The following is a 12,831-nucleotide window of genomic DNA, read 5'->3' on the forward strand; positions in this document are numbered from 1 at the left end:
AAGTCTTCCTGGTGGACGTAGTTATCTTGAGCCGTCTATCAAGCGGCTCGGCCTCGTCACCGTTCCGCCGTCGATGCCCGTAGTCGCCCTAGGGCGTGTTCCAGTTGCTTCCGGAGTTGCTGGTTCTCGGTGATGAGGTCCCGGGCGCGCGCGTTGGCAACTTCGAGGCGGCGTAGCAGGGATGCCTCTGTGGAACGTTGGGGCGCGGGCAGGGGTGAGCCATCCGAGCCGTGCTGTAGGTCGCGGAGCCGTCGAATCTCGATGCAGATATCGGGCTGGGTGTAGAGCCAGGACCGTGAGACCTTCGCCTTTTGCGCGACGATCTGAAAGGTAACCGCGCCGCCCTCGCGGTCGAGGTCGCGAAGAGCCTGGATGGCTTTGGCACGCGTGTTCTCGTGGCGTTGCTGGGCGGCGGCGATCAGGTGATGGCTGTTATCGGCATGCATCAGGTGCTGCCTCGCCGTCTTGGTCGCGTTCCAATGTGGTGATGATCTGGTCGAGGTTCCCCAGGACCTGCTGGTTCATCTCGATCAGTCGTTGCTGGCCGCGGGCTTCGGCCGCGGTGATGATCTGCACGACCTGGTGACGATGTTGCCTGTGCTCGGGCAGGAACTCTGAGGTGGTGACGAACATCGGGCAGTTCAGGCACGCGTTCGCGTGCGGGCAGGACTTCTGGACTGGCAGTCCGCAGAAGCCGTTGGGTAGGGCCTGGGTCGCTCGCCCGACCCGTTGCTTGGCCTAGGCCGCCTCGGCCAATGGTCCGTCGGGGTCGAGGGTGACGGTTTCGCCCTTGATGTTGACCTTCCGCGCGGCTTCCCAGTGCCGGCGGATCGTGGTGTCGCTGAGCCGGGCGTAGTGGGCTGTCATGACGTGGGAGTCGTGGTCGAGAATTCGCCGGACTACTTCTTGGGGGACGTCTCGGTTGATTAGCCTGGTGCCCAGGGTGTGCCGGAAGCTGTGCGGGACGACGCGAACGGGTTGGCCGTGCTCGTCACGGACGGCGCAGCGCTTGAGCCAGCGGTGAAGGGCCTTGCGGTAGACGCCGTCGCTGACCGGCTCCTCGCCGTTGTCGTTGTGGGTGACGCGGGGGGAAGAGCACCGGCGTCCCGTCCGGCCAGTCCTCTTGGAGGCGGTGTCGCTGCGCGGTGATGGCGTCGGCGAGGTCGGCGTCGATGGGCACCAGGGCCTCGCGTTTCATTTTGTGGTTGAGGTAGCTAAGGTAGGGCGCGCCCTCGCCGTCGTAGGCGATGCAATCGGTCGGCAGGCGGACGGTGTCGGTGATGCGCAGCCCGCACCCCATCAAGATCTGCGTGATCAGCGTGTAGCTGGGGTTGTTCCACTTGGCGAGGTTGTTCGGGTTCTCCAGTTGGGTCATCACGGTTTCGCTCAGCGCGCGAGGTTGCCGGATGGCTTCCTTGGGGAAGTCCTCGCTGTAGAACATCACCGCTGAGGGCAGAGAGTCATCCCAGCCGTGTTGCCGGATGGTGGTGAAGAACAGATTCAGCTGCCCGATTAGCATGCGGTGTTTCACGGTGCCCGAGTATCGGGCGTGCAGGTGGGTGAGGTAGCGTTCCAGCGCCTCCCGGTCCAGCTGTCCCAGCCCCTGGATGGAGGGTGCCGCAGCGGTGAGGAACTGCCCGAAAGAGGTGACCGCCCGGGTGCCCGAGGAGACGCTGACCACTCCGAGTCCCGTGGCCAGGCGCCAGCGGGCCCATCGTTTGGCCAAGGCCTTGAGCCAGAGCTGTGGGATGTCCTCGAACGAGATGCGGGCGAGCCGCTTGTCCTTGATGCCGAGCTCACGCAGCCGCCAAACATCCCGGCCGTACTCGGTGTCCCAACTACTCGACTGACGGTACGTTCGGCGTCGAACGCGCCCCGTCCTCGGTAGTTGTTCGGGTATCAGCGGGCTGGGTGTGCTCACAGTTGTACCTCTCTGCCGGTGAACCAGCCCGATTCCTCCAGCGCCCGGCGGGCGTCCTCGGCACTCAGATGCCCGTAGACGGCGGCAGTAGTGGTGATGTCGGCGTGGCCGAGCAGCTTGGAGACGATCTCGATGGGCACACCGTCACGCAGCATCCGGGTGGCCGCGGTGTGGCGGTACCAGTGCGGATCGAAGTTGATCCCTGTACGTCGGCGCAGCCGTTTGACCAGGTCGTAAACGGCTGTGTAGGTCAGCGGGTGACCGTGGGGTCGACCCCACAGGTTCACAAAGACGTAGTCGGAGTCCAGATCGCCGTACTCCAGATACAGATAGTCGGAATAGAGCCGAACCAACTCTGCACTCACCGGCACCGTCCGCGGGTTGCGTGACTTGGAGCGTGCACCGTTGCCGTTGACCCGACGCTGAACCGTGATCTGGGACTCAGCCGCGGCGATGTCCTCATGTCGTAGACCCAGCGCCTCCCCGATCCGCATCCCGGTGTCAAACAGCATGGCGAACAGGAACCGGTCCCGCAGATGGCCACAAGCATTGAGGATCGTCTGCACCTCGGCGGCGGTTAATACGCGCGGGAGTTTGCGCTGCGCGCTCAGCACGATGGCGCGCCGTGGCTGCGGTGTGCCCTTGCTGATGTGATGCAAGAACGGCTTCCAGCCCGAGCTTCGGCCTCCGGCCGGCTGCCACGTCTTCAGCAACTTCCCGAGGTCGATGCCGTGGCGCGCGGAGTGCTGATAGAACGCGTTGAGAGCGGAGAGCTTGCGATTGACGGTCGCTTCAGTGCAGTGGTGTTCCACCGTCGGCAGGATCGAAAGCGACCCGTCGCGCAGGGTCAGCGGACGGCGCAGCCAGGCGACGAACTCAGCGACGTTCTCCAACCGCACCTCACGCCAGTCCAGGGCCTGGCCACTGAGGAACTCAAACCAGTCCTTCAAATCGTGGGCGTAGGCCTTGACCGTGTTGGGCGACCGCTCAATCTGGGTCAAGTACGCCAGGTACCGTTCTATCGGAGCCACCGGGGCCCCGTCATCGCCCAGCACCGTCCATGACTCCCCGCCATCGAACGGGGAAAGCACACGCTGGACAGACATCAGTCCTCCGTGCGGCGCATCATGACAGCCTGCGTCCACGGCGACTTCGGGCACCTGGACACATTCTGCGGTTTGGTCGAGCCGCCCAATCTCGATCGACGGAGACGACGGCCCGTCCTCATCCTCTGAGTACCAGGGGTCATCGGAGCCTTTCTGGGTGTTTGTGAGGGTGAGAGCGCTGGCGGTCCGTTCGAGACGGACGCGCGAGGGCTGAGCATGCGGATGCTGAAAGTTGTGCAACCTACTTCCGAAAGTGACAACGGCGACGCGGAAGCTTCTCGTCCGTCGCGTCCTCTACTTGAGGTTGGTCGCGATCCAGGCCTGCATCGCCTCTCGGATGACCTCAGCGTTCCGCTGTCCTCCGTAAGTTGCAGCGAAACGTGCATCTGCGACATAAAGCTCCGACAGCCCGGTGTAGGCATCGCGGTCGGGGACACGTCCTCCCCAGTATTCAGTCACCCAGCGGTGGTGCGCAGCTACCAGAGCTTGAAATTCCGCGCCAGTAGGGTTGCCTCCGGAAGTCGCAGCATCGCGGAGTGCGGCATTGATATCGAGGCTTCGCTCATCGTCGGTTCGACGTTGATCCGCGCTCATCTGGTCGCGGCGCTTGACGCTGTGCTCCCAAGCGCCGTCCCCCACCGTTCACGCACTTCACTCTCATGCTGGGCATGGTCGAATCCGGCGAAGATTTCCTGGATAGTCATAGTCTGGCCTTTCGTTACCGCCTCCAGCGTGTCCCGGACGGCATTAATCTGTTGATTGGTGCGGTCTCTTCGCTCTTCCAAAAGGGCGAGATGAGACCTGATTGCCTCGGCGAGTGTTGCATCGTCGTCGAGGGCAATTTGGATGGTCGCGAGCGGAAGCTCCAATGAGCGCAGCGACAGAATCCGGTAGAGCCGCGACAGCTCAGCGTCCCCATAGAATCGGTACCCGTTCTCAGCAACCCGCGAAGGTCGCAGCAGGCCGATCTGTTCGTAGTGTCGCAGGGTTCTACTTGTGACGCCTGTCGCTTGCGACACGTCTCTGATCGGCCACTCCGGCATGGGTGTACTCCTGGTTAGTTTTCGCTCGGGTTAGGAACGACGGATTCGGGGGCCTCGAAGTCCCCTGTGATCTGATCGTTCACCCATGCCTGCGCCGCAGTCTGGTCGACCATTCGCGGCGCAGTCAGCGTCACGGTGTTGCCGTCCGGATCTGAGAAGGTGACATCGGTCGTGAACCAGGGCGTATCGATCGGACCGGTGACATTGCCGCCAGCGCCGCGGATAGAGTCCGCGACTTCGTCGAGGTCGATCTGACCTGCGGCAAAGGACGCCGATACGGTGCCGCGCGCCGCCGTGCCCTGAGTCATGAGGATGTCCTGATACTTCTCACGACGCAGGTGAACGAGGGAGGGCACCCCGCCGGGCCCGGGGATAGTCGCCAGCGTCACGAAACCCGCGGACGCGTAGAAGGCTTCCCCAGCCGTGAGGTCGCTGACAACCAGGTTGATAAACATTGGCATTGGGTAGATCGACCGGTCGATGTCCGGTCCGTTTTTCTCAGTCATAAATATTACAATGCCAGTTGACGTTACGGCAGAGTCAAGCCGATAAGCCTTAAGGTCAAAGTCGAGGCGGCTGGGGCGACCCAGCGGGCGCTCTTGCCGGATGCCGAGCTTTACCGGGCCACCAGCGCTGGATAGATCGAGTTGCGCAACACGCCTTGAGGACTTGGACGGAAGCACCGACGACTTCGGGTGTCCACACAGGCGGTAGCGATCGTCGCCTCATGGACACAGTCCAAGACACGAAACCGCAGGTCAAGGCAAGTCATCGATCCCCGACTCTAGATAACGATCGTTATCCGTTTTCCCGAGGGGGACCTGGGCGATCCGGTGGACCATTTCCGCTGGACGGTGGCGAATCTTCGCCGCTAGGTGAAGATTCGTCGGTCGAATCATCGGATTCTTCCGAGTCCGGGGATTCGCTCTCGGGCGGCGATGATTCTTCGGTTGGCTCTGGCTCTGGCTCTGGAGCCTTAGCCACCGAAATCTTCACTAAGCTGCCCTGGGGGACATCGTCCCTGGCTGCAGGTGACTGCTTGAACAAAGTGCCTTCCGCATAGTCAGCGGTTACGACCTCATCGAACTGAGCTTCCAGCCCGATGTCTTCAGCGCCAAGCTTTTCTTCAGCTTCCTTGCGGCTCATCTCGGTCACGACCGGAACGGTCACCATGCCTGTAGAAAGTATTAGATCAACTTCGCTGCCGGCCTTTACCTTGGAACCCAGCTCAGGGGTGGTGCCAATGACCCAGTCGGTTGGAATAGTTGCCGAGTTCTTGCGGCTGACTTCACCAACCTCCAAGCCTGCCTCACGCAGAGCATCGCGAGCAGCGGTCTCCGACTGGTTCGCCAGATCCTTAGGGATCGTGCGCTGCTCGGAACCGTCAGAGATGAACAAGGTCACCGTGGAGTCCTTGGAAGCCATGGCGCCTTCTTCAGGCTCGGTGCGGGTTGCCTTGTCCTGCTCTACATCATCGCTGAATTCATGTTCCACACGCACCTGGAAAGTGGCGTCGCGCAACGCGGCCCGTGCATCATCTTCAGTCATTTCCAAGACCTTGGGTACGGCAACCGGTGCCCGCTTCTCGGCCTCGGTTTGAATCGAGCGAATCACCAAGAAACTTGCGATACCAACAGCGAGCAAGGCAATGATGGTCAGCAAGATGATCAAGCCGCGATTGGACTTGTTGCGCCGCTCGGATCCATGGGCTTCTTCTTCGGCGAAAACTGGATGCTGGCTGGTGTGCGGAGCTGACTGCGCAATGAAACTGGTCTCAGTCTCGCTGTGCGTGCCGTAGATCGGCAGAGTGTAGGTGGATGGCGCTGATTGCTCATCATGGAATTCAATGCCGTTCAGCGCATCTTCCAAGGCCGCGGCAAACGCTCCGGCGGTTTGGAATCGATCATCGCGTTCCTTGGACAGAACCTTGGAAACGATTGGGTCGAAGATCGGATCAACGCCGTCCTTGACGTCGCTGAGGGTCGACGGGATTTCGCCAACATGCTGATATGCGACCGAAACCGGTGAATCACCGGTGAACGGAGGCTCCTGGGTCATCAGCTCATAGAACAAGCAGCCAACGGAGTAGATATCCGAACGGAAATCGACCTGTTCACCACGTGCCTGCTCAGGAGAGAAATACTGGGCAGTGCCAACCACGGCAGCGGTCTGCGTCATGGTTGCCGAAGTATCCACTGCTCGCGCAATGCCGAAGTCCATCAACTTCACGTGACCGGCATCGGTCACCATCACATTGGCAGGCTTGATGTCACGGTGGACAACATTTTTATGATGCGAATGGTCCAAGGCATCGCACACGCCGCGGGTTACGTGAACTGCGAAAGCGGCATCAATGTCCCCCGAAGCAATAACCTGCTTCAGGGTATGGCCGGTGACGTATTCCATGACCATGAAAGGCAAGCGATCACGGTGGAAATCGGTGGCCGGAAGCTCGCCGGTGTCGTACACCGAAACGATGTTCGGGTGGCTCAGGCCGGCAACAGCCCTGGCTTCACGGCGGAATCTATTGACCACCATCGGGTTGCTGGCAGTGTCCGGGCGCAGCACCTTCACGGCGACCTTGCGCGAGAGGACCTCGTCGGTGGCCAAATATACATCTGCCATGCCGCCGCGGCCAATCAGCGATTCGATCTCATAGCGGTCATTGATCAACCGTGGCAAGCCGGGAGGCAAAGCTTCATTGTCGCTCATGGGGCTTCGCTTTGCTCCGGCTTTGCAGCTTCTGGGGATTCAGTTGCCGTCTCCGAAGGGGATTCGGATTCTTCGACTTCTTCTGGTCCGGCGGAAATATCCAAAGTCACCGTGGTGCCAGGCTCTACTTCGCTTTCGGCAGCAATATCCTGTTCAAGCACGGTGCCGGCTACCGAAGGATCATTGCGTTCCTCGCCCTTGGCTACAGCCAAACCGGCATCCTGGATGCGCTTTTGCGCAGCTTCAAAGCTCATGCCGGTCACTGAAGGGACGGCAACGGTTTCAGGAGCCATGGCGTACGTGATTGAAATGGTTTCGCCCTCTTCAACACTGCCAGTTGGGTTCAGCGAGATCACTTCGCGTGGCTCGTACTCGCTGGTTTCCTGCGGAGTCGAGTCAACGACCAGGCCCTTGCCCTCGAGTTCAGCTGTCACGGTGTCGATATCCTGGCCAACCAGCGAAGCCGAAACCTCTACGTAGGTCACGGTTTCACTGGGCGTCGGGGAAGAAGACTCGGAAGTTTCTGAGGCCTCGGTGGTTTCTTCCGAAGGTTCAGTCGTTTCCTCGGTAGGCGAGGGCGATTCAGAGAGTTCGGAGCTCTGGGTAACCGAAGCAGTAGGTTCGTTGTCCTTGTCGCTGCTCATGGCAGGGATCAGCCAAGCCAGCAACGCAATCACTGCGGCCAAAGCGATGATGACAATCAGCGGGATCAGCCAAGGGCTGCGCTTGGAGGCAGGTTCCATGGCTGGATCCTGGGCATCCGCGTCTTCGTCATCGAAGCCCTCAGCGGCACTTGACCCGGAGAATCCACTGGCAGCGCGAGCAGGTTCCACCACGGTCGGCATGGCGTTGGTCATCGTTGGCGCGGAATCAGCACGCGGCACCACCTGGGTGGAGTCGTTATCCATGTTGACCACTTGGGTAGCGTCATCGGAGATTCCGGTGGCCAGCATGCCAGGCACAGCTAAGGTCGCGGTGTTGGTATCACCGGAGCGCAGCGCATCGGCAGCCTTGGCCAGTGCGGTTGCGTCCTTCGGACGGTCTGCTGGGTTCTTGGCCAGCATCGACATGATCAGCTGGCGTACCGGAGCCGGAATGGTATCTGGCAGTGCCGGGGGAGCATCGTTGACCTGTGCCAGGGCAATGGCGATTTGGGACTCGCCGGTGAACGGGCGACGTCCTGCCAAGCACTCATAGCCGATGACACCCAGGGCATAGATATCCGAGCTGCCGGTGGCCACCTGTCCGGTGGCCTGCTCTGGTGCCAGGTACTGGGCGGTGCCCATCACCTGTCCGGTGGCGGTCAGCGGAACCTGGTCGGCCAGTCGAGCGATGCCGAAGTCGGTAATCTTCACGACGCCCGAAGGCATCACCAGGATGTTGCCCGGCTTCACATCGCGGTGCACCAGGCCGTGCTCGTGGGCTGCCGCCAGCGCGCGGGCGGTCTGCGCGATCAGCGAGAGCGTGCGGTCCACCTCGAGCTTGCGCTCGCGTTCGATGATGGTGGACAACGGTGGGCCGGGAACGAGCTCCATCACCAGATAGGCGGAGCCCTGTTCCTCGCCGTAGTCGAAGACACCAGCGATGCCGGGGTGGTTCAGCAGCGCGGTGTGGCGTGCCTCCACGCGGAAACGCGTCAGGAAGCTCTCGTTGTCGGTGTATTCCTCTTTGAGGATCTTGATCGCGACCAGACGTCCAAGGACCTGGTCTCGTGCTTTCCAAACTTCGCCCATGCCGCCGATCGCAATGCGATCGGTCAGCTTGTAACGACCGCCCAAGGTGGTGCCGGTTACTGGCCTCACTTGTTGAACACCGCCTCTAACATCGTCTTCATCAGTGCACCAACCGTGTTGTGGCCGGTGTCATAATCTACGTCTTGGATATTGACCGTGATGGCAACCTGCGGGTCATCGGCCGGCGCGAAACCGGTCATCCAGGAGTTCACCATGCGGGGTCCACCCGGTTCTGATGGCCGCTCCGAGGTGCCGGTCTTGGCGCGGAAATCCACGCCGGGAACGCGGGCGTTCATGGCGGTACCGTGCAGGACCGGGCCTTCCATCAGCTCGGTGAGCTGTTCGGCAACTTCCGGGGTGGTGGCCGTGGAGAACTTCTCCGGCTTCGGATCCTCAATCACCCGCAGATCCGGCGCAATGACCTTGTCGATCAGGTTCGGCTTCATGATCACGCCGTCGTTGGCGATGGCCATGGCAACCATGTTCATCTGCAGCGGGGTAGCCTTGTTTTCCCATTCACCGATGGCCATCTGCGCCATCTGTGCTTCAGATGCCTCGGCCGACGGGAACTCGCTCGGCACGACATTCTGCGGGATGCTCAGCTGCTGGCCGTAGCCGAAGCGCTCGGCCACCTCGGTGAAGGCATCCTTGCCGACTGTCTGGCTGATCTCGATGAATGGGGTGTTGCAGCTCTGGGCAAAGATGAACTCGAGCTTCGCGCGGGTGTCGCGTGCACAGATGCCCTCGCTGAAGTTGTTCAGCGGTGTATTCGTATGCGGATAATTCTTCGAGACCGGGTTGTCGATGGGGGTCTCCATATCGAACTTGCCGGATTCCAACGCCGCGACGGTGCTGATGATCTTGAACGATGAGCCGGGAGTCACCGGGTTGGTGATGGCCGGATTTAGGTAGGGGCTCAGGCCATCGATGTTGCTGATTTCCTTCAGGTTCTCAGCAGCCTTGGCGGTGGAGTGCACTGCCAACAGGTTCGTGTTATAGCTAGGCTTGGAAGCCATCGCCAGGATGTCGCCGGTCTTCGGATTAGTCACGATAATCGTGGCCTTCAAATCATCCCTGATCGCATCGAAAGCGGTCTTCTGCAGCTGGCCATCGATGGTCAGTTCAACGGACGCACCTTCGGAACGGGTTCCGGTGAACATCGCCGATAAGCGGTCGAAGAGCAGATCCGAACTAGTGCCGGTCAACCAGTCGTTCAACTTCGACTCGAGCTGGGTGGTGCCATTCGCGAGGGAATAGTAGCCAGTCAGATGAGCGTAGGTGTTGGGGTCGTTGTAGACACGCTGGAACTCGAACTGGCCATCATCGGTTGGAACCGATTCGGCAATGGGCTTGCCATCAACCAGGATCGCTCCGCGCGGCAAGTCGAATTCACGGAAGAGCTGGCGCTTGTTCAGCGCGTTTTCCGAAAGCGACTCGGCATCGAAGAACTGAATGTAGCTCAGTCCACCAAGACAGATGATGAACAAGGTGGTTAGCGCAACCCAAACGCGTTTGATTGCATGATTCACTTCTTGGTCACCACCTTGGTGCTATTGGTAAAAGTCGTTTGAGCGGATGCAAATTCATCGGTTGGTCCTACTACGCCAGTCTTTGGGCGGCGCGAGTTATGGGAAATCAGAAGTAACAACGAGATGATGATCCAGTTTGCCAGCAGTGAGGAACCGCCAGCGGCCATGAATGGCGTGGCCAAACCAGTGAGCGGGATCAGCCGGGCGACGCCGCCGATGATCACGATGCACTGCAGACCCAGGGTGAATGACAGGCCGGCAGCCAAGAGCTTGCCGAAGGTATCAGCCGAACCCAATGCGGCACGCAGTCCGCGGGAGATCAGCAGCATGTAGAGCAGGACGATGGCAGTCAGGCCGATCAGGCCGATCTCTTCACCGAAGGAAGCGATGATCATATCGGAGTTGGCCAGCGGCACGCGGTACGGCGAACCAGCGCCCAGGCCAGTACCGAACAAGCCGCCGTCAGCCATGCCGAACAAGCCTTCAACGATCTGCATGCTGCCACCCGTGGCCTGATAGATCTCCGGATCAAAGGCATTGAGCCACACGTCGAAGCGGCGGGTTACGTGGCCCATCGTCAGTCCGGCGACAATGCCGCCGACGACAACCATCAATGCGCCAATGAGCACCCAGGAAATACGGGCGGTAGCCACATAGATCATCACGATGAATAAGCCGAAGAACAGGATCGCGGATCCAAGGTCACGCTGGATTACCAGCACGCCAATGGACAGCAGCCATGCAATAACCATGGGAGCCATATCGCGCAGGCGTGGCAGTTGCAGCGGTCCGAACTTGCGTCCCGCCATCAAGATCAAGTCGCGGTTCGATGAGAGATACCCAGCGAAGAAGATCGACAAGGTGATCTTCGCGAGTTCACCTGGCTGCATCGAGAAGATGCCAATGCGAATCCAGATGCGGGCGCCGTTGATGGTGACACCGAGGTTTGGAATCATCGGAAGCAAAAGCAGGAACACTGATGCAAGCAGGGCAATATATGTGAAGCGCCGCAAGATGCGGTGATCCTTGATTGCCCACAAGACTACGCACGCAATGACGATGGCAATGGCAGTCCAAAGCAACTGTCGAGCCGACTGTGAAGTGCCTTTTGCCAAGTCAATTCGGTGAATCATGGCTAGCCCAAGTGAGTTCAAAGCCACCGTGATTGGAAGTATTGCCGGATCGGCATATTTGGCGAAGATGCGCAGCAGCACGTGGACCGTCAGCGCCAAAGCCGACAGAATGCTGATCTGCACGTAGAAGTCGGTGTTGTCCACGCCGTCGGTCGAGCTGCCTACGAGGTAGAACGCTGCTCCGCCGACGCACAGGGCCAGAAGCACGAGCAATAGCTCGAGATTGCGCCGTGGCACCGGTGCAGTTTGCACTTCGGTCATTGCATGATCTCCTGGCAGTAGGCGGGCAGGTTGGTTGAGGCATCGGAATCAGTAGCTCCGGGAACAGTGACCGGGCAGTTCTGCTTCGCGGTGACCAAAAGTTCCTGGATGATCATCTGGGCATGCTGTTGGTTCTCTGCCGAGATGGTCGATTCGACGCGGTGGCGTGAATACTCCGGCAAGGCCTCCAATGGAACCTTGCTGACCGTGGCGACTTCAGAGAGCGAAATGGGTCCAAGCTCCTGGGGGACGCCCTTGTAGATTGCGACCTTGCCGTCTACCGTTCCAACGAAATACTGGGTCTGGGTCCACATATAGCCCCAGACGCCCAAGGCGATGACCAAGAATGCCGTGAAAGTCAACAGGATCGGCATTAGCCAACGACGTTGCTGGGTTGGCGTATCCAAAGGATCCAGGACTTCACCAGCGGCAGGGGAGCGGTGGGTCAGCAAGGCTGCGGCACGGCGTTCCCCGGTGTGCTGGGTAACCACAGGAATCTGGCCGGTCTGCGTTGCCAGTTGGGCGGCGCCCACCAGCAGGTGCGGACGCTGGGAAATCTCGTGGCGAAGCAGCGAGGCGCTGGCTTCAACGTCGCCTTCGGCGGCAATGGTCAGCTGGCCGGTATCCGGCGCGGGTTCCTGCTCGGCAGGTTCTTCACCTTCGATGACCGAATCTTGGACCACTTCGAACATCACCACGGTAACGTTATCCGGCGCACCATTTTTCAAGGTGATGGCAACCAAATCATTGACCGCTTCGTCCATGTCCGGAGTGCTGCGGATGATCTGTTCGATCACGGGAACGGGTACCGCGTCGGTCAGCCCGTCGGAGCACAGCATCCAACGTTCCCCAGGTTCTGCCTGGAACTGGTCGACATCCAGCTCCGGTGAAGCATCTGAGTCGCCCAGCACGCGCAGCAGCACGTTCTTGTGGGGGTGGACTTCGGCTTCTGCGGGCTTGATGCGGCCTTCATCGACCAAACGCTGAACGAAGGTGTGGTCTTTGCTGATTTGTTCAAAGACACCGTGCTTCAGCCGGTAGGCCCGGGAGTCGCCAATGTGTGCCATGTGAAGGGTATCGCCCGAGAGCAGCAGAGAAGTGACAGTGGTTCCCATGCCGGAAAGCTTGGGATTGGCGCCAACGAGTTCATTGAGCACCAGATTGGCTGCCTGGATCTCATCTGGAAGGGCGTTTTGCGGATCTGCTGTTCCATCGTGGTCAAGGTGCACCAGATCAAGCACGGTAGAGGCCGACGCGACGTCACCGCCGACGTGTCCGCCCATGCCATCGGCGAGTACTGCAAGGTACGCGCCAGCATAAGCGGAATCGTCATTCTTCTTGCGAACCCGGCCCACATCGGATTTCGCAGCGAATTTTAGTTTCAGGGCCATAG

At 60.2% G+C, this 12,831-nt stretch carries 13 protein-coding genes and 1 pseudogene; all 14 read right to left on the minus strand.

Annotated features, from left to right (window positions below; genetic code table 11):
* Positions 1-56 precede the first annotated feature (56 nt).
* A complete protein-coding gene (locus tag AARI_RS00455) occupies positions 57-446 on the minus strand; it encodes a DUF6262 family protein (RefSeq protein WP_041648253.1) in 390 nt (129 codons plus the stop codon).
* A complete protein-coding gene (locus AARI_RS19985; protein ID WP_041649181.1) occupies positions 433-633 on the minus strand; it encodes a hypothetical protein in 201 nt (66 codons plus the stop codon). The genes AARI_RS00455 and AARI_RS19985 overlap by 14 nt, the downstream gene beginning before the upstream one ends.
* A 105-nt stretch (positions 634-738) precedes the next feature.
* Positions 739-867, minus strand: coding sequence for a hypothetical protein (locus AARI_RS20240; protein ID WP_269446605.1), 129 nt, complete (start codon positions 865-867; stop codon positions 739-741).
* Positions 868-897: 30 nt separating this feature from the next.
* A pseudogene (locus AARI_RS19990) lies at positions 898-999 on the minus strand (hypothetical protein); the annotation flags it as partial.
* A complete protein-coding gene (locus AARI_RS19995; RefSeq protein ID WP_049862518.1) occupies positions 992-1,921 on the minus strand; it encodes a tyrosine-type recombinase/integrase in 930 nt (309 codons plus the stop codon). The gene AARI_RS19995 and the pseudogene AARI_RS19990, both read right to left, overlap by 8 nt.
* Entirely contained in the window at positions 1,918-3,027 is a 1,110-nt protein-coding gene (locus AARI_RS00470) for a tyrosine-type recombinase/integrase (protein WP_041649182.1), read from the minus strand. Before AARI_RS00470 ends, AARI_RS19995 begins: the two co-directional genes overlap by 4 nt.
* Before the next feature lie 294 nt (positions 3,028-3,321).
* A complete protein-coding gene (locus AARI_RS19040) occupies positions 3,322-3,621 on the minus strand; it encodes a TipAS antibiotic-recognition domain-containing protein (RefSeq protein ID WP_049862519.1) in 300 nt (99 codons plus the stop codon).
* Positions 3,618-4,070: a MerR family transcriptional regulator gene (locus AARI_RS19045; RefSeq protein WP_049862520.1), complete on the minus strand. Its 453-nt coding sequence runs from the start codon at positions 4,068-4,070 to the stop codon at positions 3,618-3,620. The genes AARI_RS19040 and AARI_RS19045 overlap by 4 nt, the downstream gene beginning before the upstream one ends.
* 14 nt (positions 4,071-4,084) lie before the next feature.
* Positions 4,085-4,576, minus strand: coding sequence for a VOC family protein (locus AARI_RS00480; protein ID WP_013347428.1), 492 nt, complete (start codon positions 4,574-4,576; stop codon positions 4,085-4,087).
* Positions 4,577-4,868: 292 nt separating this feature from the next.
* Complete coding sequence (gene pknB, locus AARI_RS00485; RefSeq protein ID WP_013347429.1) at positions 4,869-6,782, minus strand: Stk1 family PASTA domain-containing Ser/Thr kinase; 1,914 nt, start codon at positions 6,780-6,782, stop codon at positions 4,869-4,871.
* On the minus strand, positions 6,779-8,584 hold the full coding sequence (locus tag AARI_RS00490) for a protein kinase domain-containing protein (RefSeq protein ID WP_013347430.1): 1,806 nt from the start codon (positions 8,582-8,584) through the stop codon (positions 6,779-6,781). The genes pknB and AARI_RS00490 overlap by 4 nt, the downstream gene beginning before the upstream one ends.
* On the minus strand, positions 8,581-10,044 hold the full coding sequence (locus tag AARI_RS00495) for a peptidoglycan D,D-transpeptidase FtsI family protein (RefSeq protein ID WP_013347431.1): 1,464 nt from the start codon (positions 10,042-10,044) through the stop codon (positions 8,581-8,583). Before AARI_RS00495 ends, AARI_RS00490 begins: the two co-directional genes overlap by 4 nt.
* Positions 10,041-11,438 (minus strand): FtsW/RodA/SpoVE family cell cycle protein, encoded by a 1,398-nt coding sequence (locus AARI_RS00500; RefSeq protein WP_013347432.1) that lies wholly within the window; start codon positions 11,436-11,438, stop codon positions 10,041-10,043. The genes AARI_RS00495 and AARI_RS00500 overlap by 4 nt, the downstream gene beginning before the upstream one ends.
* Entirely contained in the window at positions 11,435-12,829 is a 1,395-nt protein-coding gene (locus AARI_RS00505; RefSeq protein WP_013347433.1) for a PP2C family protein-serine/threonine phosphatase, read from the minus strand. Before AARI_RS00505 ends, AARI_RS00500 begins: the two co-directional genes overlap by 4 nt.
* Between the last annotated feature and the right edge of the window lie 2 nt (positions 12,830-12,831).

This window comes from Glutamicibacter arilaitensis Re117, from assembly GCF_000197735.1.
In the GTDB taxonomy this organism is placed as follows: domain Bacteria; phylum Actinomycetota; class Actinomycetes; order Actinomycetales; family Micrococcaceae; genus Glutamicibacter; species Glutamicibacter arilaitensis.